The 23,615-nt window shown below is 64.5% G+C and carries 25 protein-coding genes; 20 read left to right on the top strand and 5 right to left on the bottom strand.

Translation table 11 applies throughout. The features are described from left to right. Positions 1–18 precede the first annotated feature (18 nt). Entirely contained in the window at positions 19–258 is a 240-nt protein-coding gene (locus tag F0185_RS11295) for a hypothetical protein (RefSeq protein WP_229476915.1), read from the bottom strand. Positions 259–361: 103 nt separating this feature from the next. Further along, complete coding sequence (locus F0185_RS11290; protein ID WP_167224405.1) at positions 362–784, bottom strand: thioredoxin family protein; 423 nt, start codon at positions 782–784, stop codon at positions 362–364. Between the two features lie 78 nt (positions 785–862). Here F0185_RS11290 and tsaB point away from each other — a divergent pair, with 78 nt between their 5' ends. Genes tsaB through F0185_RS11270 form a run of 4 tightly spaced genes read left to right on the top strand, consistent with a single transcriptional unit; the run spans position 863 to position 3,906 of the window. Continuing rightward, positions 863–1,579, top strand: a complete 717-nt coding sequence (gene tsaB / locus F0185_RS11285) for a tRNA (adenosine(37)-N6)-threonylcarbamoyltransferase complex dimerization subunit type 1 TsaB (protein WP_167224403.1) — start codon at positions 863–865, stop codon at positions 1,577–1,579. Continuing rightward, positions 1,576–2,046, top strand: coding sequence for a ribosomal protein S18-alanine N-acetyltransferase (gene rimI / locus F0185_RS11280; protein ID WP_166888502.1), 471 nt, complete (start codon positions 1,576–1,578; stop codon positions 2,044–2,046). The genes tsaB and rimI overlap by 4 nt, the downstream gene beginning before the upstream one ends. Next, on the top strand, positions 2,043–2,963 hold the full coding sequence (locus F0185_RS11275) for a uracil-DNA glycosylase (protein WP_167224401.1): 921 nt from the start codon (positions 2,043–2,045) through the stop codon (positions 2,961–2,963). Before rimI ends, F0185_RS11275 begins: the two co-directional genes overlap by 4 nt. After that, positions 2,947–3,906, top strand: coding sequence for a DUF1853 family protein (locus F0185_RS11270; RefSeq protein ID WP_167224399.1), 960 nt, complete (start codon positions 2,947–2,949; stop codon positions 3,904–3,906). The genes F0185_RS11275 and F0185_RS11270 overlap by 17 nt, the downstream gene beginning before the upstream one ends. On the opposite strand, the gene lplT is transcribed toward F0185_RS11270, so the two are convergent. Further along, positions 3,907–5,169: a lysophospholipid transporter LplT gene (lplT, locus tag F0185_RS11265; protein WP_167224397.1), complete on the bottom strand. Its 1,263-nt coding sequence runs from the start codon at positions 5,167–5,169 to the stop codon at positions 3,907–3,909. Between the two features lie 127 nt (positions 5,170–5,296). Between lplT and alr the strand changes: the two genes are divergently transcribed. The 5 genes from alr to F0185_RS11240 all read left to right on the top strand — a co-directional run bounded on the left by alr (position 5,297) and on the right by F0185_RS11240 (position 11,066). Continuing rightward, positions 5,297–6,403: an alanine racemase gene (gene alr, locus F0185_RS11260; RefSeq protein WP_167224702.1), complete on the top strand. Its 1,107-nt coding sequence runs from the start codon at positions 5,297–5,299 to the stop codon at positions 6,401–6,403. Then, positions 6,396–7,772, top strand: coding sequence for a DNA repair protein RadA (gene radA / locus F0185_RS11255; protein ID WP_166888516.1), 1,377 nt, complete (start codon positions 6,396–6,398; stop codon positions 7,770–7,772). The genes alr and radA overlap by 8 nt, the downstream gene beginning before the upstream one ends. A 60-nt stretch (positions 7,773–7,832) precedes the next feature. Then, on the top strand, positions 7,833–8,153 hold the full coding sequence (locus tag F0185_RS11250) for a PilZ domain-containing protein (protein ID WP_167224394.1): 321 nt from the start codon (positions 7,833–7,835) through the stop codon (positions 8,151–8,153). A gap of 163 nt (positions 8,154–8,316) precedes the next feature. After that, the gene (fliD, locus tag F0185_RS11245; protein ID WP_167224392.1) at positions 8,317–9,684 is read left to right on the top strand and encodes a flagellar filament capping protein FliD; all 1,368 of its coding nucleotides are present in this window, start codon (positions 8,317–8,319) and stop codon (positions 9,682–9,684) included. Positions 9,685–9,695: 11 nt separating this feature from the next. After that, positions 9,696–11,066, top strand: a complete 1,371-nt coding sequence (locus tag F0185_RS11240) for a glutamine synthetase family protein (RefSeq protein WP_167224390.1) — start codon at positions 9,696–9,698, stop codon at positions 11,064–11,066. Positions 11,067–11,139: 73 nt separating this feature from the next. Here F0185_RS11240 and F0185_RS11235 read toward each other — a convergent pair whose 3' ends face one another. After that, positions 11,140–12,180, bottom strand: coding sequence for an Rpn family recombination-promoting nuclease/putative transposase (locus F0185_RS11235; protein ID WP_167224388.1), 1,041 nt, complete (start codon positions 12,178–12,180; stop codon positions 11,140–11,142). A gap of 225 nt (positions 12,181–12,405) precedes the next feature. Between F0185_RS11235 and F0185_RS11230 the strand changes: the two genes are divergently transcribed. Beyond that, entirely contained in the window at positions 12,406–13,272 is an 867-nt protein-coding gene (locus tag F0185_RS11230; RefSeq protein ID WP_167224386.1) for a hypothetical protein, read from the top strand. An 18-nt stretch (positions 13,273–13,290) separates the two neighbouring features. Here F0185_RS11230 and F0185_RS11225 read toward each other — a convergent pair whose 3' ends face one another. Continuing rightward, positions 13,291–13,842 carry a CPCC family cysteine-rich protein gene (locus tag F0185_RS11225; RefSeq protein WP_167224384.1) on the bottom strand — a complete coding sequence of 184 codons (552 nt, stop codon included), beginning with the start codon at positions 13,840–13,842 and terminating at the stop codon, positions 13,291–13,293. Positions 13,843–14,158: 316 nt separating this feature from the next. Between F0185_RS11225 and F0185_RS11220 the strand changes: the two genes are divergently transcribed. The 10 genes from F0185_RS11220 to F0185_RS11175 all read left to right on the top strand — a co-directional run bounded on the left by F0185_RS11220 (position 14,159) and on the right by F0185_RS11175 (position 23,595). Further along, the gene (locus F0185_RS11220) at positions 14,159–15,340 is read left to right on the top strand and encodes a type II secretion system F family protein (RefSeq protein ID WP_167224382.1); all 1,182 of its coding nucleotides are present in this window, start codon (positions 14,159–14,161) and stop codon (positions 15,338–15,340) included. After that, positions 15,337–17,022, top strand: coding sequence for a GspE/PulE family protein (locus F0185_RS11215; protein WP_167224380.1), 1,686 nt, complete (start codon positions 15,337–15,339; stop codon positions 17,020–17,022). Before F0185_RS11220 ends, F0185_RS11215 begins: the two co-directional genes overlap by 4 nt. Then, entirely contained in the window at positions 17,003–17,659 is a 657-nt protein-coding gene (locus tag F0185_RS11210) for a hypothetical protein (protein WP_167224378.1), read from the top strand. The genes F0185_RS11215 and F0185_RS11210 overlap by 20 nt, the downstream gene beginning before the upstream one ends. Continuing rightward, entirely contained in the window at positions 17,656–18,225 is a 570-nt protein-coding gene (locus F0185_RS11205) for a hypothetical protein (RefSeq protein ID WP_167224376.1), read from the top strand. Before F0185_RS11210 ends, F0185_RS11205 begins: the two co-directional genes overlap by 4 nt. After that, positions 18,222–18,746, top strand: coding sequence for a type II secretion system protein GspM (locus F0185_RS11200; RefSeq protein ID WP_167224375.1), 525 nt, complete (start codon positions 18,222–18,224; stop codon positions 18,744–18,746). The genes F0185_RS11205 and F0185_RS11200 overlap by 4 nt, the downstream gene beginning before the upstream one ends. Continuing rightward, positions 18,746–19,225, top strand: a complete 480-nt coding sequence (locus tag F0185_RS11195) for a hypothetical protein (RefSeq protein WP_167224373.1) — start codon at positions 18,746–18,748, stop codon at positions 19,223–19,225. The genes F0185_RS11200 and F0185_RS11195 overlap by 1 nt, the downstream gene beginning before the upstream one ends. Then, the gene (locus tag F0185_RS11190; RefSeq protein ID WP_167224371.1) at positions 19,222–21,096 is read left to right on the top strand and encodes a secretin GspD/PilQ domain-containing protein; all 1,875 of its coding nucleotides are present in this window, start codon (positions 19,222–19,224) and stop codon (positions 21,094–21,096) included. The genes F0185_RS11195 and F0185_RS11190 overlap by 4 nt, the downstream gene beginning before the upstream one ends. Before the next feature lies 1 nt (position 21,097). Further along, the gene (locus F0185_RS11185) at positions 21,098–21,571 is read left to right on the top strand and encodes a type II secretion system protein (protein ID WP_167224369.1); all 474 of its coding nucleotides are present in this window, start codon (positions 21,098–21,100) and stop codon (positions 21,569–21,571) included. Beyond that, positions 21,546–21,929, top strand: coding sequence for a prepilin-type N-terminal cleavage/methylation domain-containing protein (locus F0185_RS11180; protein ID WP_166888558.1), 384 nt, complete (start codon positions 21,546–21,548; stop codon positions 21,927–21,929). Before F0185_RS11185 ends, F0185_RS11180 begins: the two co-directional genes overlap by 26 nt. A 604-nt stretch (positions 21,930–22,533) precedes the next feature. Next, positions 22,534–23,595, top strand: coding sequence for a pectate lyase family protein (locus tag F0185_RS11175; RefSeq protein WP_167224367.1), 1,062 nt, complete (start codon positions 22,534–22,536; stop codon positions 23,593–23,595). Positions 23,596–23,615: the final 20 nt, after the last annotated feature.

Below are 23,615 nucleotides of genomic sequence, written 5' to 3'. Positions count from 1 at the left end.
TGGCGCCGGCTGCCTGGGCTAGTGGATCCATTTCGCGGCGGCGAAGGCGACTCCGGCCAGCGTGATGGCAGTCCCGACAAACCACTTGAGCATTTTCGTCTCCAGTGTCGCTATCGAAACTTGCAGCGCCGCTATGTCCGCCTTGGTGGCGTAGTTGGACCGGATCACCGCAACGTCGCGCTCCACCGCCGCAAGACGTTCCAGGATCTTTTCTGTCACCAATTCAAGTTTGACGATACGGGCTTCCATGATGTCCATTATCTGCGCTTCCCAAAAAACGTTCAACCACGATCTCCCATCGTCGGCGATCCGTTTTCGGGTGCTGTTGACTTGACTCAAACGAGCGCATGGTGCGCCAGGTTCAGGCGCGCCGCAACAGTGCGCGCAGATTGCATTGCTGCTGCCACAGGCGCCGCTCGTCGCTGCTGCGCGCCTGGAGCGCCAGTTCCTCCTCCGATTGCGCAACCTGGGCCTGGATCAGCCGTTCGGCCAGCGCCGGGTCGGGCAGCATGGTGCCGAAGAAGGCCACCGTGTCGTGGCGCTGGATCAGCAGGGTAGGGAAGTTGTCGACATCGAGGTCGCCCACCACCTCGGCCTGGTCTTCGATATCGATCCAGATGAAGTGCTTGTCGGGGTGGCGCGCGGCCAGGCCGTCGAAGGCGGCGCGGTAGGAGGCGCAGGTGCCGCACCAGGCTGCGCACAGGCAGGCGACGATCCAGCGGTCGCCGCCCAGCGCTTGCGCAATGCTGTCGCGGTTGTCGGAGTCGAGTGTGTGGCTGTGCATGAGCGGCATTCTACATCGGGCGACGAAGCCCTGCTTGCTTAAGCGCCAAGGCGGCACCCGGCCGGGTTAAAATACGGGATGTCTATTATTCTCGCTATTGAAACCTCGTCCGAGATGGCGTCCTGCGCCTTGCTGCGCGGCGACACCGTCATCGCCCGTGAATCGTCCGGCGTACGCACCCACTCGCAATCGATCCTGCCGATGGTGCAGGAACTGCTGGCCGAGGCCGGCATCGCCCTGAAGCAGTGCGACGCCATCGCCTTCGGCGCCGGTCCCGGATCGTTTACCGGCGTGCGCACCGCCTGCGGCATCGCCCAGGGCCTGGCCTACGGCGCCGGCTTGCCGGTGCTGCCCCTGATCACGCTCGAGGCGATGGCCGTGGCCTGCCGCCAGCAGCATGGCGCCACCGATGTGGTGGCCGTGCTCGATGCGCGCATGGGCGAAGTCTACTGGGCCCAGTACCGCTACGATCACGGCGCCGGCCTGTGGCGCGAACTGGCCGCGCCGGCGCTGTGCGCACCCGGCGCCGTGGCGCCGTTGCCGGTGGACGGCCCGCTGGCCGCCTGCGGCAATGGCCTGGCGGCCTATCCCGACGCGTTTCCCGGTGAGGCCTTCGGGGCCATGTATCCGGACATCATGCCGCACGCCGCCCAGCTGGCGCCGCTCGGCCGTGCCGCTCTGGCGGCGGGCAAGGCGGTCGGCGCGGCGGACGCCCAGCCACTCTACCTGCGCAACAAGATCGCCTACACCAGCGCGGAACGCAGCGTGATCAACGCCGCCAAGGCCGCCGCATGAGCGCGCTGCGCGACGATGACCACCTGGTCTATGCGCCGATGGTGGCGGCCGATGTCGACGACGTGTTCGCGCTGGAGCAGCAGGTCTACCCGCATCCCTGGACGCGCGGTAACTTCAGCGATTCGCTCGGCAGCGGCTACAACGCCTGGGTGCTGCGCGAGCGCGGCGGGGCGCTGATCGGCTATTTTTTGCTGATGCCGATCGTCGACGAAGCGCACCTGCTCAACGTGGCCGTGGCCGCCGCGCGCCAGGGCGAAGGCCTGGGCCGCTACCTGCTCGACAAGGTCGCCGCCTGCGCACGCGGGCTGTCGATGGACTCGATCCTGCTCGAAGTGCGCCCGTCCAACGTGCGTGCGCTGGCCGTCTACCAGCAGTATGGCTACACTGAAATCGGCCGCCGCCGCGGCTACTATCCCGCCCATGACGGCAAGCGCGAGGATGCCATCGTGATGAGGTTTGTCTTATGAGTACCAGCGCGCGCGACAGCGTCTTTTTGCAGGAGATGGGCATCGGCCCGCTGTGGACCTTGCGCGATGGCGCCGCCGGCGTGGCCGACGAGGCGTACTCCGACGAGCTTGCCGCTCCCGCGCAGCAAGCCGCTCCCGCGCAGCAAGCCGCGCCCGAGCCTGCCGCCGTGCCCGAGCCTGCCGCCGTGCCCGTGCCCACCGTCGCTGCGGTCGTCATGCCGCCCCCGCCGGTGGTGGCCAGGGCCGCGCCGCCCGCCGTCAGTCCCGCCATCAGCCCGGCCGCCGATTCGGCCTGGGGCGAGGAGCCGCCCGCGCCGCCACCGACCGACGACGAGATCGCCGCCATGGACTGGGCCCAGCTCAAGAACGCCATCGCCAACTGCACCCGCTGCGGCCTGTGCAAGGGCGGACGCAAGCCGGTCTACGGCAACGGCGCGCAGCAGGCGCACTGGCTGGTGGCCGCCGGCGCCTCCACCGCGTCCGACGAAAAGGAGCGCCAGCCGGTGTCGGGCGAACCGGGCAAGCTGCTGGCCAACATGCTGGCCGCGGTCGATCTTTCGCGCGAGAGCAATGTATACGTCACCAACCTGATCAAATGCCGTCCGACCAGCGCCAACGGCGGCGACCGCGCCCCGAGCGCCGAGGAAGCGCTGGCCTGCCGTCCCTACCTCGACCGCGAACTGGCGCTCTCCGGTGCATCGATGGTGCTCACGCTCGGCCAGATCGCCGCCAACGCCCTGCGCGGCAAGCCCTTGCAGGAAGCGCTGGCCGGCGCGCGCGGCCAGGTGCACGAACTGGCCGGCGTCAAGCTGGTGGCCACCCTGCATCCGGGCGAGCTGCTGCGGCGCGGCGCCGACAAGGCGCTGGCCTGGGTCGACTTGTGCCTTGCGCGGGAGCACGATGAGCGGCGCGCCTGACAACTACCAGGCCGGCTTCGCGCGCCGCTGGGGGCAGCTGACGCAGCCGCACGTGCGCGCGCTGGCCTGGCTGCTGCACGCGCCCGACCTGCTCGATCCGGACGACCCGCACTGGGAAGGCCGTATCGCCAGCCTGGGCGTGCTGCCGGCGGCGGTCGACGACTGGCTGCTCGGCCTCGATGCCGATCCCGCGCGCCTGCTCGAGGCGCTCGGCACGCGCAATTACACGCGCCTGGGCCTGTATGCCGAAAAGCTGATGGCGTTCTATTTCCGCGAGCACGGCCAGTTGGTGGCGCACGGCTTGCAGGTGCGCGCCAGCCGCAACGATACGGTCGGCGAGTTCGATTTCCTGCTCGATCACGGTGACGGCGGCCTCGAACACATCGAGTTCGCCACCAAGTTTTATCTGCTGGAAGGGGCGGCGGCATCGCGCTTCGACACCTTTGTCGGCCCCAACCTGGCCGACAGCCTGGGCGCCAAGATGCGCAAGATTTTCGACCGGCAGCTGGCGCTCGGTGCGCATCCGGCGGCCCAGGCCGTGCTGCCGCGTCCCGTCACGCGGGCGCGGGCCTTGGTCAAGGGATGGTTGTTCTATCCGGGCGGCGCGGGGCAGGCGATGGATGGCATCTCCGGCCGGCATTGCCGCGGCTTCTGGTGCGCGCTCGACGAGGTGGCGGCGTTGGCGCCGGACGCCTGGGTGATCTTGCCGCGCTTGCAATGGCTGGCGCCGTTCCGCGCGCCGGACCAGGCCGGATTGCTGAGCCGGGCACAGTTGCAATCCACCCTGGCCGAGAAATTCGACAGCGTGCCGATGCCGCTGCTGGTGGCCGCCGTGCGCGTGGAAGACGGCTGCCTGATCGAAACGCAACGCGGTTTCATCGTCCCCAACGACTGGCGCGTGCGCGCCGCCTTCCGCCAGAAAATGGTGGGGCAGGGCGCCTGATCAGTGCTTGTGCTCGCCGATCAGGGCGAGCGAATCGTGCTCAGCCTGGTTCATCTTGTGCTTGCGCATGATCAGGAACATGATGCCCGCCACCGACAGGCCGAAGCCGACGATCACGATATTCAAGTCCACTTTCAAGGTGATCAGGATGGCGTAAATGGCCAGCATGGTCAGGATCGACAGGTTTTCATTGAAATTCTGCACGGCGATCGAGTGGCCGGCGCTCATCAGGACGTGGCCGCGGTGTTGCAGCAGCGCGTTCATCGGCACCACGAAGAAGCCCGACAGCACGCCGATCAGCAGCAACAGCGGATAGGCGATCAGGACCGAATGAACCATGGTCATGCAGACCACGACCACGCCCATGGCAATGCCGAGCGGGATCACGGTCAGCGACTTCTTGAGCGGAATCATCTTGGCCGAGCTGGCGGCGCCCACGGCCACGCCGAGCGCGACGATGCCGATCAGGGTGGTGGCTTTGTCGAGCGGCATGTGCAGCGATTTTTCGGCCCACTTGAGCACGATGAATTGCAAGGTCGCGCCGGCGCCCCAGAACAGGGTGGTCACGGCCAGCGAAATCTGGCCGAGCTTGTCTTTCCACAGCAGTGAAGAGCAATTGGCGAAGTCGGCGATCAGCTTGGCCGGGTTGCGTTCCTGGTGGGCATACTTGGCCAGGGTGTCGGGAATGCGCAGGTTGAACAGGGTTGCCAGGATATATACGGCCACCACCACGCACAGGGCCGCTTCGGTGGTGGTGTTGATGCCGGTCTCGATGAACGGCACGTCCAGGCCGAGCATGAAGGCCGAGGCCTTGGCGCTGACCAGCGCGCCGCCCATCACGGTGCCGAGGATGATCGACATCACCGTCAAGCCTTCGATCCAGCCATTGGCGGCGACCAGTTTCTCTGGTGGCAGCAATTCAGTGAGGATGCCGTACTTGGCCGGCGAATATACCGCCGCGCCGAAGCCGACCACCGCATAGGCCAGCAGCGGGTGGACCTGGAAGAAGATGAGCGCGCAGCCGGCCACCTTGACCAGGTTGGCGATAAACATTACTTTGCCCTTGGGCATGGAATCGGCGAAAGCGCCGACAAATGGCGCAAGGAGCACATAGAAGAGGACGAAGGAAAGCTTGAGCAAAGGCGTCAGCGAAGCCGGCGCATTCATGGAGATCAGCAGATCGATCGCCACGAACAGCAAGGCGTTGTCTGCCAGCGACGAAAAAAACTGCGCCGCCATGATGGTGTAAAAACCACGATTCATTCGAGAAGTCTAAAAGCTAGTGTGGGTTGCTTTATACCATGAATGGCTGGGAAGCCAAAGAAATCGGCACGTCGGAACGGGCTGCGTCCGGTAAAATACAGGCTTGCCAATCACCCCATTCCGCACTATGCCGCGCCCGCTCATCGCCACGATTCACTTAGATTCCATGCAGCATAACCTGATGCGGGCGCGCGACTGCGCACCGCACGCCAAGGTGTGGGGGGTGGTCAAGGCCAACGCCTACGGCCATGGGCTCGAACGCGGCATGCGCGGCTTTGCCGACGCCGACGGTCTGGCCCTGATCGAAACCGAGAACGCGGTGCGCCTGCGCGAACTGGGCTGGACGCGCCCGATCCTGCTGCTGGAAGGGATTTTCGACGCCGGCGATGTCGACTTGCTGGTACGCCATCAGCTCAACAGCGCTGTACATACGGTGGAGCAGATCGTGCTGCTGGAGCAGGCGACGCTGCCCGGCCCGATCGACATCCACCTGAAGATGAATACCGGCATGAACCGGCTCGGCTTCCGGCCGGAAGCCTTCGGCGCCGCGTATGCCCGCCTGCGCGCCATCCCCGCGGTGCGCGAGATCACCCTGATGACCCACTTCGCCAACGCCGATGAGCTCGAACACCCCCGCCTGACCGTGCTCGAGCAGGTGCGCCGCTTCTGCCTGGGTGCGGACGGCTTGCCCGGCCAGCGCAGCCTGTCGAACTCGGGCGGCGTGCTGCACCAGGGGGCGCTGTCGGACGAATTGTCGAACGACTGGGTGCGTCCCGGCATCATGCTGTACGGCGGCACCCCGGGCGGCCGCAGCGCGGCCGCGTTCGACCTGCGTCCGACCATGACCCTGGCCAGCGAAATCATCGGCGTGCAAGACCTGGTGGCGGGCGACTCGGTCGGCTACGGCAGCGGCTTCCAGGCTGAGTGGCCGATGACAGTGGGCATCGTTGCATGCGGCTACGCCGATGGCTACCCGCGCCACGCGCCGCACGGCGCCCCGGTGATGGTCGACGGCATCCTCACCAAGCTGGTGGGCCGGGTGTCGATGGACATGATGGCGGTCGACCTGACCCACGTGCCGCGCGCCGGGGTCGGCAGCAAGGTGATCCTGTGGGGTGCCGGCTTGCCGATCGACACCGTGGCCAACGCCGCCGGCACCATCGGTTACGAATTAATGTGCGCGCTGGCGCCTCGCGTGCGCGTCGTGGAAGGCAATCTGGATCTCAATGGCTAAAGTTAAAACGCAATACACCTGCAGCGACTGCGGCGGGATCAGCAACAAATGGACCGGGCAGTGCGCCGCCTGCCATCAGTGGAACACGATGGTCGAGACGGTGCTCGACACGCCCGGCGTGAACCGCCTGTCCCAGACCCAGCACAGGAGCCTGGCGCAGACCGCGCCGGTGCTGTCGCTGGCCGACATCGAGGCGGTCGACGTGCCGCGCTTCGGCACCGGTATCGAAGAATTCGACCGCGTGCTGGGCGGCGGGCTGGTCTCGGGCGGGGTGGTGCTGATCGGCGGCGACCCCGGCATCGGCAAGTCGACCCTGTTGCTGCAGGCGCTGGCCAATATCTCGCACATCAAGAGTACCTTATATGTGAGCGGCGAGGAATCGGGCGCCCAGATCGCCTTGCGTGCGCGCCGGCTCGGCGTCGATGGCAAGGAACTTAAATTGCAGGCCGAGATCCAACTTGAGAAGATCCTCGGCACCCTGGCCGACCTGAAGCCCGAAGTGGCGGTGATCGACTCGATCCAGACCGTGTATTCCGACGCGCTGACCTCGGCGCCCGGTTCGGTGGCGCAGGTGCGCGAGTGCGCGGCGCAATTGACCCGGGTGGCCAAGCAGACCGGCGTGACCATTATCCTGGTCGGCCACGTGACCAAAGAGGGCGCGCTGGCCGGGCCGCGCGTGCTCGAGCACATTGTCGACACGGTGCTGTATTTCGAGGGCGATACCCAGTCCAGTTTCCGGCTGGTGCGGGCGATCAAGAACCGCTTCGGCGCGGTCAACGAGCTGGGCGTGTTCGCGATGACCGAAAAAGGCTTGAAAGGGGTGTCCAACCCTTCGGCGCTGTTTCTGTCGCAACACGACAATCAGGTACCGGGCTCGTGCGTGATGGTGACGCAAGAGGGTACGCGGCCCTTGCTGGTCGAAATCCAGGCGCTGGTCGATACCAGCCACCTGCCCAATGCGCGCCGCCTGTCCGTAGGGCTGGAGCAGAACCGGCTGGCGATGCTGCTGGCGGTGCTGCACCGGCACGCCGGTATTGCCGCGTTCGACCAGGATGTCTTCATTAATGCGGTGGGTGGGGTCAAGATCACCGAACCGGCGGCCGATCTGGCGGTACTGCTGGCAATCAACTCGTCGATGCGCAGCAAACCGCTGCCGCGCGGCCTCGTGGTGTTCGGCGAAGTGGGGCTGGCGGGCGAAATCCGGCCGGCGCCGCGCGGCCAGGAACGCTTGCGCGAAGCGGCCAAGCTGGGGTTTTCAATTGCAATGATTCCCAAGGCCAACGTGCCGAAGCAGAAAATCGAAGGCATGACCATCGTGGCGGTCGAACGGATCGACGAAGCATTTAACAAACTGCGCGAACTGGATTAGCCAACCGATGTTGCAAATTAGAACTATAATGTATGACTCTGCAATGCCAACGGGCGAAACGTGTTTAACGAACAAAGACAAGCGCAGCGAAAATTGTTAAAAGTTAAAGCTGTGGTGACGGTGGACGGTTCTGCACCGGCCGCGGTCAAGACGGTGGATGTGGGTGCGAACGGGATGTGCATCATGTCGGCCGAGCCGATCCAGGTGGGGGCGAGCGCGCAGTTGCGCTTCGACCTGTTCGTCGATGGCGCCATGACCACGATTGATGTACGCGGCAAGGCCTCGTACTGCATTTTGAGCCATGGCGACTTCAAGGTCGGCTTCAGCTTCCTCAATCTGAATTTGTCGGGGATGACGCAACTGGCCAAGTTCCTGAAGTAAGACTGAGGGGCGCGGGGTCGGGGCGATGCATCTCGCCTGCGACTGGCGCAAGCTTGTCCCCCGCCACCGTTGATCTGGCTCAGGTCTTGATCAGGAATTTGAACGAAGTGCGGCAAGCGAATGTGTTACCTTTACGTTAAACGTGAATCAAAGGTAAAACATCATGGCCGTGCCGATCAATTCCAACAGTGTCCTGGGTGGCCTCAAGTCGGGCAATGCCGCCTCCGCCGAGATGTACGGCCGGGTCAACAAGAGCTTGTTTGCGCAAAACGCCGGCGTCCAGAAACTCAGCGCCCAGCTGACCCGCGACCAGACCCGCCTGTCCGGGCTCGGGCAGTTGCAAAGCGCCTTGGCCAATTTCCAGTCGCTGACCCAGTCGCTGTCCGGCGCGGGCCTGCAAACCGGCGCCATCTCGTCCAGCCCCAACGTCCTGACCGCCGTGACCATGACCGGCGCCAAGTCGGGCACCTACGCAATTGACGTGCAGCAACTTGCGCAGTCGCAAACCCTGCTGACGCTTCCGCAAAAGGACAAGGATGCGCCGATCGGCAACGGCCTGCCCAGCGCCATCAAGGTCGAATTCGGCACCGAGTCGGGCAGCGGCTTCACGCCAAACGGCAGCGTTCGTTCAATCAACATCGACATTGGCAACAATACCCTGCAAGGCATGGCGGACGCCTTCAAGGCGGCCGGCATCGACGCCACCATCGTCAAGGGCAGCGCCGGCTTCGCGCTGCAACTGAAGGGGCCGGAAGGCGCGGCCGGCAGCATGCGCATCAGCGCCGGCGGCGACGCGGCGGTCGAAAAACTGCTGGCCTACAATCCGGCCGGCCTCAAGAACCTGACGGCTGGCAGCACAGCCCAGGACGCGATACTTAATATCGACGGCAAGCGCGTCACCAGTTCGGGCAACGTCATTACCGGCCAGATCGGCGGCACGGCGCTGGCGCTGACCGCCAAGGGCGCTACCAAAGTGGTCGTCGCGCAGGAAACCGGCGCGATCGCCAAAAATATCGGCAATTTTGTCGATGGCTTCAACAAGCTCTCGTCCACCTTGCAAGGCTTGCAGCAGGGCGGCCTGAAATCCGATCCCGCCCTGCGCCAGGCGCAGGACCAACTGACGAACATGGTTCGCAGCAATAGCGAGGCGCTGGAAAAAGCCGGCGTTTCGCTCGACAAGAATGGCACGCTCAAGATCGACGCCAAGGCCTTGGCCTCGGCGGTTCAGGCCGACCCGAACGCGGTCAGCAAATTGTTCACCGACGGCGGCAAGGGCATTGCCGACAAGCTGGACACGCAGTTGGGCCAGTTGCTCGGCGCCGGCAGCAGCATCGGCAAGGAAAAACTGACGGCCGAGCGCAGCGTCAGCACGCTGACCGGCCAGAAAACCGCGCTCACCGGCGCGCTCAATGCCCAGGCGAGCAACCTGGTTGCGCGCTACACCGAGATCAGCCAGGGTGGCGGCGCCAACAGTGCCTTGCCCGGCCTGCCCGGAGGAGGGGCCCGCTCGCTGTTTGATTTCATGGTTTGAGGAGATGTGGAATGGCGGTTCGCAAGAACTTTACTTTCAGCGATATGGACCTGTGGCTCAACCAGCGCCAGGTCACCGAAATTGAATGCCTGGTACCGGACCTGACCGGCGTCGCGCGCGGCAAGATCCTGCCGCGCACCAAATTCACGAACGAACGCGGCATGCGCATGCCGGAAGCCGTGCTCGGCATGACCGTCACCGGCAATTATCCGGCTAACGACGTTGCGTACTTCCGCGCCATTTCCGAGACCGACCGCGACATGGTGCTGCGGCCCGACCCGTCCACCATCACCATGGTGCCGTGGGCGCTCGACCCGACTGCCCAGGTTATCCACGACTGCTATTTTTCCGATGGCAGCCTGGTCGATTTCGCCCCGCGCAGCGTGCTGCGGCGCGTGCTCAAGCTGTATGCGGAAAAGGGCTGGGAACCGAGCGTGGGTCCCGAGCTGGAGTTTTACCTGACCGCGCGCAACAACGACCCCGACCTGCCGCTGCGCTCGCCCATCGGCCGTAGCGGACGCGCCGAAACCAGCCGCCAGATCTACAGCATCGACGCTGTCAACGAATTCGACCCCCTGTTCGAGGATATCTACGACTTCTGCGAGCTCATGCAGCTCGACGTCGACACCCTGATCCACGAAATCGGCGCCGGCCAGTTCGGCATCGACCTGCTCTCGTGCGAGCCGCTCACCATGGCCGACAATGTGTTCTTCTTCAAGCGCACCTTGCGTGAAGCGGCGCTCAAGCACAATATGTACGCCACCTTCATGGCCAAGCCGCTCGCCAACGAGCCGGGCTCGGCGATGCACGTGCACCAGGGCGTGACCGACAGCGGCACCGGCCTGAACCTGTTCAGTACACCGGAAGGAGCGCCATCGCCCGCGTTTTACCATTACATCGGTGGCTTGCAGCGCTACATGCCGGCGGCGATGGCGCTGGCCGCGCCGTATGTCAATTCGTACCGGCGCATCGTGCGCCACACCACCGCGCCCATCAATGTGCAGTGGGGGCTGGATAACCGCACGGTCGGCTTTCGGGTGCCGGAGTCGACAGCGCAGGAGCGCAAGGTGGAAAACCGCGTCATTGGGGCCGACGCCAATCCCTACCTGGCATTCGCCGTCACGCTGGCGTGCGGCTATCTCGGCATGACGGAAGAGATCGAGCCGAGCGCGATGACAGTTGGCAGCGCCCACGCGCTCGACTTTGAGCTGCCGCAGGGCTTGCCGCAAGCGTTGAACCTGCTGCGCGCGGAAGACAAGCTGCGCGACGTGCTGGGCGAGCGGTTTGTCGACGTGTATGCCGCTATCAAGGACCAGGAACACCTGGAATTCATGACCGTTATCAGCCCCTGGGAGCGCGAGCACTTGTTACTGCATGTGTAGGGAAGGACTGTTTCCTTTAACTTTCTTCCGGTCCAGATTGCCGCAACGAGCATGACATGATTCAGCTGCGGCTTTAGTCTGGCTCGTCCCGGCCGGGCATGTCCCCCACGGGCATGTCATCATCGCCAAACACCCCCTCCAGGCTCCACGCGGCGAGGGCGCGTTCGAACCACTGTTCCAGCTCAGGCTGCGTGGCCTCGCCGATACGCTGGACAGCCGGTGCAGGCAGGTCGCCGAAGCGGCGGCGTAACAGGCTTTGCAGCATTGCGCGCAGTGCGATAAGTTTCCCTTCGGCCTTGCCTTCGGCCTTACCTTCAGCCTTACCTTCGGCGCGTCCCTTCTTGAAACCGATATACTCGAATTCTTCTGCCCAGGTTGCAAATTTGCGTCCCATGTCAGCAAACTCCTCCATATTTTCCAATGAAAACGGCCCCGGTCGTCCGGACCGGCGCTCCGCCACGCGGTTCGCCCATGCTGCGACCGATCGGCGCAGGGCGAGTTGCGGCGTTGCGCGTAGCCAGGTGATCAGCGCTGGCGCTACCTCTTTTAAGACATCGGGAGCCGAGGAAAGTTCGAACAGGAACAGTAGTGACAACACATTCGCATTCGCTTTAAGCGCTGCCTGGTCCAGGCGCTTCTGGTCGATCAGCAGGTAACGCTGGGATGGCTGGAACGGCGCCAGTCCGGCAGGCGCTTCCATCAGGAGCTTGGACAACTCCATGCTGGCGCTCCAGCGCCGCTTGCCGTTGTAAAAGACCAGCGGCAACACCGGCGGTAGCAGGCCCCCGCGTTGCAATTCGTGGCGCTTGACCAGGTCCTGGTGCAGCAAGCCGATATAGGTCTGCATGCGCAGGGCCATCCAGGGGTCAACGCTGGACTGGAATTCCAGAAGCAGGTACACGTACAGGCAATGGTCGCCGACCTGCACGCGCCACACCATGTCGCCCTCGCGCGCCGATGCTTGCTCGCTCACATACGTAGCATTGACCCGCTTGAAGGACGACAGCGCGACGTTTTCGAACAGCTTGAAGGGCGTAAAGTCAGCGATCAGATCGCGCACCAGTTCCGGGTGGGCGAACAGCGAACGGTAGCCGAGGTCGTGGTGGGCGGTCATGGCGCATTGTAGCGAGCGACAGTACCCGCCCGTTGCGCTGGCTCAGGCGTACGTGGGGCACGAAACAGGCCATTCAAGGTCGCCGCCTCGTGCGAACATCGTCGCGGGTTTTCACGGCAGGCAAGCGCGATACTGCCGCAACCACCCTGGCGAGTTGTGTAAAATGAAATGACTTTAAGATACGCCACCGTTGTTGTCCGATCGAAGCACCCCAAGGATAAGTTTATGAATAACATGCTGTTTTCCATCGCCGCACTGCTGCTTCTCGCGGGTTGCAGCAACAATGTCAATTTCTCGATAGATAACCCGACCGATGCGGCAATCAAACTGCAGATCGATCAAACGGACTATGAAATCCCGGCAAATCAATCGAAGGAGATTACATTGAAAGCTGGCGAGCACAGCATGGACGCGCCAGTGGCGGGAAAGATCAAGTTCATTGTCTATGCTGAGCGCAAGGGCGGCCTGATCAACCCAATGCTGAGCGACTACGTGATTGTCAGCGTCGCTTACGTTACCGGCGAAGAGAAGCTGAAGAACTTCAGGCCGGGGGGCGGCGGCCCGTTCAAGCTCGATGGCGTGCCTTTCAGCGGTCCCTTCAAGCTCGTGAACGGATTGTTTATCGAGAACGATTGGCGCTTCGGTGTGCGCGAACCTTTCCCCACCTCGCTGCAAGGATATGACCCGGGTGGTGGTGGCAACATCTACAGCAAGCTGTTTACCGCAGCCGACTTTGTGCGTTACTTCGAGAGCGAATCGGAGCAAGCCGGTTTCTTCGAGAAGCATCGCCAGCACATCGTTTCCGTACCGCGCATGCCGGCCGCGCCGGCTCCGCTGCCCGATTTCGCGGACCCGCAACTGCAGAGTGCGTCGCTCAAACTGCGCCAGCTGTACCAGCGCTACCAGCAAGCCGGCACGCCGGACGAGCAGAAACAACTGCAAAGCGAACGCCACAAGCTGACGATGGAGTTCGTGAGCCTTTCCGCGCGCCGCCTGGGCACCTCGCCTGCGCAGGAGAACGACAAGTACAACAAGTTCATCACCCTGATCGGCACGGTGTTGGGATCGTCTGCGCTGGTAAAAGCGCCATGAAACGCGCTATCGACCTGCTTATGGGATGGCCAATCCATATCGCTGTTTACCGTCGGGAAGAACGTATCGCCGGCTCGCCTCGGTAACGGCGCCGATGCGCTGGAAATTCTCTTGCGCCTGACGTAGCGTCTGGTGATTTGGCCCGCTGCGGCTGCTTAACTCTGTCGTGCCGTCATCTTCCCAAAAGCACACGCGGCAAATCTCGTCATTCGCACTCGTTTGCAAGCTCAGGTAGCGGCAACACGGACATACCACCATCTCATCGACATCGCCCTCGACCGTGACGTCCCGGTCAGGCAGGGCGAGCTGCATCGACAGATACGTGTTGACTACGCCCATGTAGTTGTATTCAAGCGCAAGTTGCAGGAGCGGGTCATACAGCGTGCGCGTTGGGTCGTCCGGCTCAACAGAATGGGCCAGCATCGACTTCAACGGATCGGGCAGCCCGGCGTATCCCGGAGCATCGGGATCGCTGAACCACCAATCGAGCAACAGGCTCGCCCGCTGCTCGGTCGAAAGTCGCGTAAGGTCACGTCGGGCCAGCAGGCCGATTGCTGCATCTCTGTTCATAAAGCATCTTAACTCAGCGCAGGCCCGCTTATCCGCCATCGCGGGCACCAGGATGGACGTTTTTGCAATGAAAAATTGCAGAAGCCGTGTCTTTAAAGTCACATATCCAAATGACATCAACAGTAGTAGAATGTGAATTGGTCAGGCCGCAACTTAAGTGGTCGGACCGATGATGTTGAAGTGGGCGTGCACCTTTGTTTAGTGGCAAACCATAACGCGTTCGACCAGGATGTTTTTGAAAGCAGGGGCAGCATGAATCCATTTCCACGCCGGCAGTTGCGCGGCCCAGTCGCCGGCGTCGCGCGCTGATCCGCCCGTGCGCTTCGCGATTCGTGCCGTGGGACCCGACAACCGGGTCCAGATGCTGGAACTGGACGCCAGCGATGCCGTCGCCGCATCGCGCGCCGCTGTCGACCGCCGCCTGACGGTGCTCGACGTGCGGCCGCTTGCGGTGAGCGCCCAACGGCGCGGCAAGACCTTTTCCCTGGTGCTGTTCACCCAGGAGCTGCTTGCCCTGCTCGAAGCGGGCCTCGGCCTGGTTGAAAGCCTGGAAGCGCTCAGCGAAAAGGAATCCCACACCGATACCGGCGCGCTGCTGGCCCGCCTGCTGGCGCGCATGCGCGACGGCTTGCGCTTTTCGGTGGCGATTGCGGCCGAACCGGAGTCGTTCCCGCCCCTGTTCGGCGGCATCGTCAAGGCGGCCGAGCGCACCAGCGACCTGCCGCAGGCGCTCACGCGCTACATCGAATACCAGGTGCGCGTCGATGGCGTGCGCAATCGCCTGGTCAGCGCCTCGATCTATCCGGTCATCCTGCTCACGGTCGGCAGCGCGGTCAGCATGTTCCTGCTCGGGTACGTGGTGCCCAAATTTTCCGCCGTCTACCAGGGCAGCGGACGCGAACTGCCGATGCTGTCGCAGTGGCTGATCAAATGGGGCGGCGCCGTCGCCGGCCATGGCATGGCGATCCTGCTGGCCATGGCGGGCATCGGCGCGGCGCTGTTCTTCTGGCTGCGCCGCATGCACCGCTCCGGCCAGTTGATGCAGCTGTTTACGCGCCTGCCGGGCGTGCGCGAACGCATGCACATCCTGGAACTGGCGCGCTTGTACCTTACCCTCGGCATGCTGCTCGAAGGCGGCATCGCCGTGGTGTCGGCGCTCGACATGGTCAGCGGCGCCATCTCGCCGGCGCGGCGCGGCGCATTGGCGGCGGCGCGCCACGCCATCGCGCAAGGCGGCAGCTTCTCCGAGTCGCTCGAACAGAACGGATTGACCACGCCGATCGCGCTGCGCATGCTGCGCGTGGGCGAGCGCTCCGGCCAACTGGGGCTGATGCTCACCCGCGCCGCGCTGTTCTACGATGCCGAAACGACCTTGTGGATCGAAAAATTCAGCAAGACCTTCGAACCGGTGCTGATGGCGGCCATCGGCGTCGTCATCGGCGCCATCGTGGTGCTGCTGTACATGCCGATCTTCGACCTTGCCGGGACCCTGCAATGAACCCGGTCGAGATGGCGCCCATGATGGCGTCCCTGCGCGCGGCGCAGTGCAACGCGCGCCAGTCGGGCCGCGCGTTTTTTGCCGAACTCGAAGCGCTGACCCGGTCCGAACCGCGCCTGCTGCTGGCGCAGGCGGCCGATGTGTTCCGCTTGCCCGCGATCGACATGGCGGCCATGCTGGCCTGCACCCCGCTGTTCGAGCGCTTGCCGCTGGCGCGCGCCCAGCAACGCCAGTGCGTGCTGCTGCAGGGCGCCGACGGCTTGTGGGCGGTGCTGTGCGACCCCTACGCGCAAGACCTGCAGGTGTGGGTCGAAACCCTGGCCGGCGCCCCGGTGCGCTGGCGCCTGGCGCTGCCGGCCGACCTGCACGCCTACCTGTCCAAGCAGGAGGAATCGGTGCGCTCGGTCGACTCGCTCGTGATGGGCGAGGCCGGCGAGGTTGGCGTTGGCGACCCTGCGCGCCTGATGGAAAGCCTCTCCTACGCCTCGCTGGGCGACGCTGGCAGTCCGGCCGTCAAGCTGGTCAACTCGACCTTGTACGATGCGCTCAAGTCCGGCGTATCGGACATCCACTTCGAAAGCACGCCCGGCGGCATGCTCACCAAGTACCGCATCGACGGGGTGCTCGACCAGGCCGCGCAAGTGGCCGGCAGCGCGCTCGCGGAGCAGGCCATCTCGCGCATCAAGGTGCTGGCCGAACTCGATATCGCCGAGCGCCGCGTGCCGCAGGACGGCAGTTTCCGGGTCGAGGCGCAGGGGCGCGAAATCGACCTGCGCGTGTCGATCATGCCGAGCGTGCATGGCGAAGACGCCGTCATCCGGATTCTCGACAAGCAGTCGATGATCAGCGCGCACGGAACGCTCACGCTCGATTCGTCCGGGTTCGCGCCCGACCACCTGGCCACCATGCGGCGCCTGGTATCGGAACCGTACGGCATGGTGCTGGTGACCGGGCCGACGGGTTCGGGCAAGACCACCACCTTGTACGGCGCCATCACCGAAATCAACAGCGGCCACGAAAAAATCATCACCATCGAAGACCCGGTCGAGTACCAGCTGCCCGGCATCCTGCAAATTCCGGTCAACGACAAGAAAGGACTGTCGTTCGCACGCGGCCTGCGCTCGATCCTGCGGCACGACCCGGACATCATCATGGTCGGCGAGATCCGCGACAAGGAAACCGGCGAAATCGCGGTGCAGTCGGCGCTGACCGGCCACCTGGTGCTCTCCACCGTCCACGCAAACAACGTGTTCGACGTGTTCGGACGCTTTGCCCACATGGGCATCGACCCGTACTCGTTTGTCTCGGCCCTCAATGGCGTGATCGCGCAGCGCCTGGTGCGCCTGTCGTGCCGCCAGTGCAGCGCCCCCTACACGCCGCACGACGAGGAACTGGTGCGCAGCGGCCTGACGCGCGCCGCCGTTTCGCACTACAATTTCCTGCGCGGCGTGGGCTGCGGCGAGTGCCGTGGCACCGGCTACAAGGGACGGCGCGCCGTGGCCGAAATCCTGATTCTCGACGACGCGCTGGCCGAACTGGTGATCGAACGCCGTCCGCTGCGCCAGATCAAGGAGCTGGCCCGGGCCGCCGGCATGCGCAGCCTGTTCGACGATGCGCTGGCGCTGGTGGCCACCGGAGAAACCACGCTGGAGGAGGTCAAACGTGTCACTCTGGCAGGTTGAAAACATCGGCGTCGATATCGGCGCCCACACCATCGCGCTGCGGCGCGGCGCGCAGCGCACCACGCTCAAGGCGGCGGGCGGCGACTGGGCCGCGCTGGGCGTCGAACTGGCGCAGCTGCTGCCGGCGCGCGCGCGCCTGTCGGTGCGCGTGGCCGATTGCTGGAGCCGCACCTTCTTGCTCGAAGCGCCGGCCGGCATTGGCGGCCTGCGCGACTGCCGCCTGCTGCTCGACGCCCGCTTCGAAACCCTGTACGGCCAGGCGCCGGCCGACTGGCTGCTGCAAGCGGACTGGCAGGCCGGCGCGCCGATGCTGGCGTGTGCGATTCCGCGCAGCCTGCGCCAGGCGCTGGCCGGGTTTTCGCTGGCGCGCCTGTTGCCGGCTCTGCTGCAGGATTGGAACCGCCACTGCGCGGCGCTGCCGCTTGACGGCGTCTGGTGCGCGGCGGCCGACGGCGTGGTTAACCTGCTGGTCTGGCACGAGGCGCGCCTGCAACTGGTTCGCCAGCAGCCTGGTACCGACGTCGACGGCTTGCTGGCGCTGGAAATGGCGCGTCTTGGTGTCGCCTTGCCGGCCGCGCGCTTCTGGTCCGGCCCCGCCGCGCCGGCCGGCTGGACGCATCTGGAGGCAGCCGCATGAAGCCGATGATGATCGACTTCGCCGACCAGCGCAGCGCGTGGCGCTGGGACTGGCGCATGCGCGGCACCCAGCTGGGCGTGGCGTTCGCCTTGCTCGCCATGGTGCTGGGCAGCCTGGCATTCGGACGCGGCGTACGCGTGCAGCACGAGCTGCAAGAGGCGAGGGCGGCGCAGGCCGCGCGCCTGGCCGCGGGCGAGCAGCGCGAGCGCGCCGAGCGTAGCCGCTCGCAGCCGCTGGCCGAAGAAGCGCAATTGCTGCGCCAGGCCATGCTGCAACGCGCGCAGCCCTGGGAAGAGATCTTCGGCGCGTTTGAGCGCGTGCCGCAGGCGCGCCTGCAATCGTTCGAACCCGATCTGGCGCGCGGCGTGGTCAAGGTCCAGGCCAACATGGACGATGTGGCGGGATTGCAGGAGTACCTGCGGTCCCTGAAAAGCAGCCCGGTCTTTGCGCGTCTGAGCCTGATGCGCCACGAAGCGGCGGCCGAAGGCGGCATCAACTTCCATTACGAAGCGCAGCTCTCGGCCCCGTACCGGCTGCCCGATACCCTGATCCGGAGCGCCCCATGATGCAATGGAACGCGCTGCGCTGGCGCCTTGAGGTGCTGGCGGTGCGCCACGGTTTGTGGATGCTGCCCGGCGCGGCCTTGCTGCTGTGCGCATTGCTGGCCTGGCTCTGGTGGCTGCCATCGCAGGAAGCGGCCTTGCGCGACACACTGGCCATGCGGGTGAACGAACAGGCAACCGCCAGCGTGCCGGCCGCCGCGCCGCACAGCGCTCTGCCGCCGGCGGCGCGCGCCGATGCGGCCCTGCAGCGCCTGTTCGCGCTCGCGGCGGAACACGGACTGACGATCGCGCAGGCCGATTACCGGCGCCAGGAAACGGGTCACGTCGGCCGCTGGCAAGTGCAGATGCCGGCCACCGGCACCTATCCGCAGGTGCGCCGCTTCCTGCGCGCGGCCCAGGCCATTCCCGGTCTGTCGCTTGACGAAGTTGGCATCCACCGCGCGCCGGTCGGCGCCGGCGTCGAAGCGCGGCTGCTGTTTTCGGTCTGGTTCACGCTTGACTCGCCAGCGGAAAAGGCGCCCTGATGTCGACCCGTCTCAAGATCATGCTGGCGGTGATGCTGGGCGTCGGCCTGCTCATGCTGTTCGACAGTCCGTCCGAACCGGAGGTGGTGGGCGTGGCCGAACGCCCGCGCCGGCCGCAATCGACGCAAGTCGCCGCTGCGCCGCTGCGCGCGCCGCCGCCTGCGGTCGATCCGGCCAGCCCGGTGCCCGACCTGTTTGCCGGTGGCCCGTCGGCGGCGGCGGAGCAGGGCGCGCCGCCGCCAACGGATGCCCCGGACGCCAGCGACAAGCCGCAAGCGCCGTTCGTCCTGCTCGGGTTCAAGGTGGAAGACGGCGTGCGCGAAGCGTATTTGCTGCGCAACGACGCCGTGCTGCTGGCGCGCACCGGCAGCGTGTTCGAAAAGCGTTATCGCGTGCTGGCCCTGCGCCAGGAATCGGTGAACATTCAGGATCAACAAACCGGCAAGCAACACCGGATCAGTTTCGGGACAGAAGAATGAGAAAAATAGCAGGCAACCTGGCGTTGGCATGCAGCCTGGCCATGCTGGCCGCATGCGCGACCGGACCGCAGCCTACCGCGCCCGACATCCGCGCCTTGCTCGACGCCGGCAAGCTGGAAGAGGGCATGGCGCGCCTCGAGCACATGCTGGCCGCCACGCCGGGCCACATCGAAGCGCGCGTCCTGCTGGCCAACACGCGCATCGAGCTGACCAACCGGGTGCTGGCGCAGGCCGCGCAGGACGTGGCACGCGGCGCCTGGGGCGCGGCGCAGGAGGCTTATCGGCGCGCCGCCGCGCTGGGGGCCGTGGACCAGGCCATGATCGGCATGCGCAACCTGGCTGCGGCGCAGTCGCAAGCGCTGGCGCTGGCGGGCATCGAGCAGCAGCTCGCCGCCGGCAAGCGCGCGGAGGCACGCGACGCCTTGCGCGCGCTGGTGGCCAACTATCCGAAGAACGCGCGCGCGGCCAAGATGCTGCAAGCCTTGCAGGATCACGCCGCCGTGGCGCCCGGCGGCACGGCGCTGGGGCAGGCATTCCAGAAGCGACTGAGCCTGCGCTTCCAGGACGCGCCGCTGCGCGCGGTGCTCGAATCGATGTCGCGCACCTCGGGCATCAGCTTCACGCTCGATAAAGACGTACCGGCCGACCTGCGCGTCACGCTCAACCTGCAGGACACGACCATCGAACAGGCGCTGCGCAATCTGTTAATGAGCGTGCAGATGGAGCAGCGCATCGTCGACGAGCGCACCGTGCTGCTGTACCCGAACGACGCGGCCAAGCAGCGCGACTACCAGAAGCTGACGATCCGCAGCTTCCGCATTGCCAACGCCGAAGCTAAAACCGTGGCCAACAGCCTGCGCACCCTGCTCAAGACGCGCGACCTCGTCGTCGACGAAAAACTCAACATGCTGGTGCTGCGCGATACACCCGAGACCATCCTCATGGCGGCCAAGCTGGTGGCGCTGCACGACGTGGCCGAACCGGAAGTCATGCTGGAAGTGGAGATCCTGGAAGTGCAGCGCAGCGACCTCGAATCGCTGGGCGTGAAGTGGCCGGGCAATGTGAGCCTGACGCCGCTCGGCGCCTCCACCCTGCTGTACGACGGCACCGTGGCGACCAACCCGTTCACCCTCAACGACCTGAAGAACCTCAATTCCAAGGGCTTGCTCGCCAGCGTAGACCCGATGCGCCTGTCGGCGTCGGTGAACCGCGATAACGTCAGCGTGCTGGCCAATCCGCGCATTCGCATCAAGAGCCGCGAGAAGGCCCTGATCCGGGTCGGCGAGCGGGTGCCGAGCGTGTCGGCCAATGTCACCTCGACCGGCGTGACCTCGCAATCGGTCAATTACCTCGACGTGGGCCTCAAGCTCGAAGCCGAGCCGGTGGTGTACATGGACGATGAAGTATCGATCAAACTCAGTCTGGAAGTGAGCAGCATCCTCGGCACGATCTTCGACAGTAACGACCAGCCGTACGGCTACCGGATCGGCACGCGCAATGCCAGCACGGTGCTGCGCCTGCGCGATGGCGAGAACCAGGTGCTGGCGGGGCTGATCAGCGAAAACGACAAGCGTTCGTCAAGCGCCATTCCCGGCCTGGGCGAGCTGCCGATGCTTGACCGCCTGTTCGGCAGCAAGGGCAGCGAGCGCACCAAGACCGAGATCGTGCTGTCGATCACGCCGCGCGTGCTGCGCAACCAGGCGCGCGGCGCCGGCGCCGAGGTGGAGTTCGACGCCGGGACCGATGCGAGCCTGCGTGGCCAGTCCGGCCAGCCGGGCCAGTCGGCGCATGCGGCGCCACAGGAGCCGGCGCCGCCGCTGCCGGCGGCGCCACCGGCCAGCGCGCCCCTGCCTGAACGAAGCGGCGGCTGACATGCCCCGTGCGCGCGGATTCACGCTCATCGAGCTGATGGTAACCCTGGCGATCGTGGCGCTGCTCTCCACCATCGCCTTGCCGTTGGCGCAGGTGGCGGTGCAGCGCCAGAAGGAGCAGGAGCTGCGCCTGGCCCTGCGCGAGATTCGCAGCGCGCTCGACGAATACAAACGCGCGGCCGGCGAGGGGCGTATCGCCAGCCTGCTCGATGGCAGCGGCTACCCGCCCAACCTGCAGGCGCTGGTGAACGGCGTGCCGGACCAGCGCAGCGCAAAGGCGCGCAAAGTGTTTTTCCTGCGCGCGGTGCCGCGCGATCCGTTCAGCACCGATCCGACCGTGCCGGCCGAACAGACCTGGCTCCTGCGCTCTTACCAGAGCGATCCGGCCGACCCCAAGCCCGGCGAGGATGTCTACGACGTGCATTCCAATTCTGAACAGGTGGGCCTCAATGGCATTGCGTACCGGCGCTGGTAAGCGCGGCTTCACGCTGATCGAACTGCTGGTGGTGCTGGCGATCCTGGCGCTGCTGCTGACGATCGCCGCGCCGCGTTTTTTCCGCAGTATCGACCAGTCGAAGGAGACGGTGCTCAAGGAGAACCTGCACATTACGCGCGAGGTGATCGACAAATTCTACGGCGATAACGGGCGCTATCCGCAGACGCTCGGCGAACTGGTGGAGCGCAAGTACCTGCGCTCCCTGCCGCTCGATCCGATTACCGAAAGTACCTCGACCTGGATCCTCGTCGCGCCGGACAACGGCGCCGGCGTCTACAACCTCTACAGCGGCGCCACGGGCGCCGCGCGCGACGGCATGCCTTTCAGCCGACTCTGATTCGCATCCCATACGAGTATCGTCTGGTCAGGCCAAATCTGGCGTTTCACGATATATTTCCAAAATATCTGTGTTTTGGACTGACCAAATATTGCATTTAATCGACCAATAATATCTATCGGTCAGGCCAAATGTTGTTTTTTGATCTTGCATTTTACATTTTTAATCAGCATGAGGTCTTGTCGGTCTTGAAATAGCCGCTCATTTGCCCAGCTGGCATGGAAAACGATGTCAGACAGACGTTGATATGAATTGCATGCATATACAAAGATGTTAGCCGACAAAAAATGATCGTCGCCGTGACAATCTCACACCAGGATCACAGGTTTTGCGGAACCTGCGCCAAAATTGGTATCTTAATAATGCATTTAGTCATTTAACATGATATTGACACGACAATATAACAACGTGCATCCTCGCAGCAGACCTAGCGAACGTTGATTTATTTGCATTATGGCCGACCCGCGGAGCGCATGAACCCATGGTTTTTGCGGATGCAATACGGCAACAAAGCGGCGCTCCGTTCGGTCCACATCGCCAGCGAGGGATTTCCCCCGGTAACCCTGGTGGCTCGAAAAATACCAATATTTACGGAGTAACCCGCATGAAAGTATCGACTTTGGAACTGAAACTGACACTGGCTGCCGCAGCCGTCTTGGCCGGCACCCAGGCAATGGCCGGGCCAATCGGCTACGGCGCCGCCACCACCGGCGGGGGCGCCAAGGCGGCGGTCAATGTCGCCACGCTGGCCGACATGGCGGCGAAAATCAAGGCGTATTCGGGCAGCGGTGGCCTGGTGCTGAACTACACCGGCAAGTTCGACTTCGCCAGCATCAAGGATGTCTGCGCGCAGTGGAAAAAACCGGCGCAGACGCTGGAAATCAAAAACAAGAGCGACATCACGATTCGCGGCGCGGCTGATTCGTCGGCCAACTTCGGCATCCGTGTGGTTGGCGATTCGAGCAATGTGATCGTGCAGAACATGACCATCGGCCTGCTGCAGGGCGGTGAAGACGCCGATTCGATCTCGATCGAAGGCACCTCGAGCGGCAAGCCAAGCAAGATCTGGGTCGACCACAACACCATCTTCGCCTCGATCAAATCGTGCCCTGGCGCCGGCGACGCGTCGTTCGACGGCGGCATTGACATGAAGAAGGGCGCCAACCACATCACGGTGTCGTACAACTACGTGTACAACTACCAGAAAGTGGCATTGAATGGCTTTTCCGACAAAGACACGCTCAACGCCGGTTCGCTGACCACCTACCACAACAACCGCTTCGAGAACGTCAAGTCGCGCCTGCCGCTTCTGCGTTACGGTAAAGCCCACCTCTTCAACAACTACTTCGGCAACGTCGATACGTCGGGCATCAACGTGCGCATGGGCGCCATGGCGCTGGTCGAAGCGAACTACTTCGAGAACGTCAGGAATCCTGTGACCTCGCGCGACAGCACCAAGCTCGGTTACTGGGACCTGCGCAGCAACTTCGTCGGCAGCGGCATTACCTGGGGCGCCCCGGACAGCGGCACCTACGCCAACGCCACCGACTGGAAAACCAGCAAAGCCTACGGTCCTACCGGCTACAACTACACCGCCAGCGCCGCTGCCGGCGTAAAAGCGAAAGCCATCGCAACGGCGGGCGCGCGCACCAACCTGGCCCAGTAATTTCGCTGCGCATTTCGCTG

The organism is Massilia rubra, from assembly GCF_011682065.1.
GTDB classification, from domain to species: Bacteria; Pseudomonadota; Gammaproteobacteria; order Burkholderiales; family Burkholderiaceae_D; genus Telluria_A; species Telluria_A rubra.
Note: the sequence above shows the minus strand (reverse complement) of the source record. Positions and strands in the feature narration are given on the sequence as shown.